The following is a 1,973-nucleotide window of genomic DNA, read 5'->3' as shown; positions in this document are numbered from 1 at the left end:
AACCGAATTAGTCGCGCCGCAATCGCACGTGCAAGTCCCGCCAGCCTGCGCGGGCGTCACAGAAACCGATTCGCCGCAAGTACAGATGATTGAGTAGGTCAACGTTCTATTTTCGTCGGGTAACGCCAGCCGTAACCGGGCGGCGACGAAAGATTGTCCATTTCAAATCCGCCCAACTTCGCCGCTCCGGTTCACGGCATTGTTCGTCGGCGTTTATCGTCAAAGTCCACGCATCGACCCAGAACACAGACCGCATTCACATTGGATAGTTGCGCCATCGGCATTCGGGAAAGGCGTGACGGTCATTAGATTGTCGCATTGCGGACATCGCACATCAACAGGTAGACCATCGCAGTAAAGCAACCAAGCAAGAACATGTTCACGCATCCCCGGTTTTCGTTTTCCAGCAGTCAGCCGGTCAGCCTCACGTTCAATCTCGGATCGTTGCAGGTTTTCTTCGATCATTCGTCAACGCTCGGTTTGCGAATCTCGCCGCGGACGAAATAGTCGTCCTTGCCATCATCCAATTGCAAGTGGAATAGAGACCCGTCATCGGATGAGATGATGTTGAGTACGGTACAGGCTGCACCAACTGTCGCCCATTCGGGATGGTCGGTGAAGTGTGAACGAATCAGGACGCGCGAACCGATCGTGATGTCACCGAAGCAGAAGAAGCAAGCACCGGGAACGAGCGAGCCAAACGGGAGTTCAGGATAACGTTCGCGGTACCAAGACGCCGGGTCGGCAACGTTGAGATGTGAAACCGAGCCGCAGATTGGGCATTTCGAGTAAGGCATTGGTGTCTGCGATCAGGTGCCATTAGTCCGACGAACGGTAGAAATCACGGGGAACGGGCGAACGGCTTGCACAAAGAGGAAAACAGACCACCCGTTCTCCCGTGCATTTCTTGGTTCGTCGCTTCACAGTGGGCGACGGTTGGAACTTCAAACGTCTGCTACGCAATATACGCAACCAAGAAAGAGGAGTCAAAATCTTCCACAGCGATCGTCGCCCACACCGCTATCCTGCGATTCGCGATTTCGTTCAACACGATCCATGAGCCAGCCAATCCCGTAAGCAGCGGCAATGCCTAATGCATCGATGTGCAGATTGTTAGCGTCTTGCCGTGCAAGGCGAGAAACTCCAAAGGCAATAACAAGCACAAGAGACATTCGCTTAGCTGAGTTCATAGCGTCGGTCTCAAAGGTGATTGCTAATGGAAGCACGAAAAGCGGCGGAGAGTTCAATTTGTGCGACGAACGACCGCCGTCACCGGGCGGCGAAAGTAAAATTGACCATCAGGAAACGCGCTGACGCCGCTCCGGTGCACGGCATGGTTCCCCGCGACAATCGACTCACGAAGTAATGCCAGCATTTAGAACGCCTCTTGTCCCGCTATCACGTCGGTGAGTCGAGAATCAAATTGCTCAGGAACGTCGCGTTGCAAGTCGTGTGCAAATTTGGTGGGCAATACTGTAACGGCAACTGCGTCATCACCAAGTGTATCTGCCGCGATATAGACAGTAAATTCCGGCCCCAGAACTTCGTTGATCGCGAGCAAACCATGGAGCAAATCTTCCTTGCAGATCATGGTTTTGAAAGTGCTTCTTCGGCCATCGCAGTCGAATCGCGGGATTGCCCACTCGCCGGGCGACGCAGTATCGACAACCGAGAGAATCGGACTGGGTAAGAATTCATTCATTGCCGTGACCAACGCGTCAAAGTCAGCGGAGTCAAGCCAGTAAAACATGCTGGTGTCGTCAATGGCGTCTTCCGCGTCATCTTCGGAACCGCAAACGAAGTCGCGGAATGAATCAAGGTTCATGTTGTGGGCTACGCAATTCTCAGTCGGGGAACGGCGGACATCACCGAGGACGCGCGAAAGACTCAACCATTGCCAAACCGCTCGGCTCGCGTCCTTCGGTGGATGTCATGGTTCTGCGTCTTTCTCAGTCGTAGGTTGAGTTTGCCGC

2 protein-coding genes are annotated in these 1,973 nt (G+C 53.8%); both read right to left on the bottom strand.

The window, feature by feature from the left end; genetic code table 11:
- Positions 1-461 precede the first annotated feature (461 nt).
- The gene (locus tag Poly59_RS25265; RefSeq protein ID WP_146536931.1) at positions 462-797 is read right to left on the bottom strand and encodes a hypothetical protein; all 336 of its coding nucleotides are present in this window, start codon (positions 795-797) and stop codon (positions 462-464) included.
- A gap of 578 nt (positions 798-1,375) precedes the next feature.
- Positions 1,376-1,825 carry a hypothetical protein gene (locus Poly59_RS25260; protein WP_146536930.1) on the bottom strand — a complete coding sequence of 150 codons (450 nt, stop codon included), beginning with the start codon at positions 1,823-1,825 and terminating at the stop codon, positions 1,376-1,378.
- Between the last annotated feature and the right edge of the window lie 148 nt (positions 1,826-1,973).

The organism is Rubripirellula reticaptiva (assembly GCF_007860175.1).
GTDB classification, from domain to species: Bacteria; Planctomycetota; Planctomycetia; order Pirellulales; family Pirellulaceae; genus Rubripirellula; species Rubripirellula reticaptiva.
This window is presented reverse-complemented; position numbering and strand designations above follow the sequence as displayed.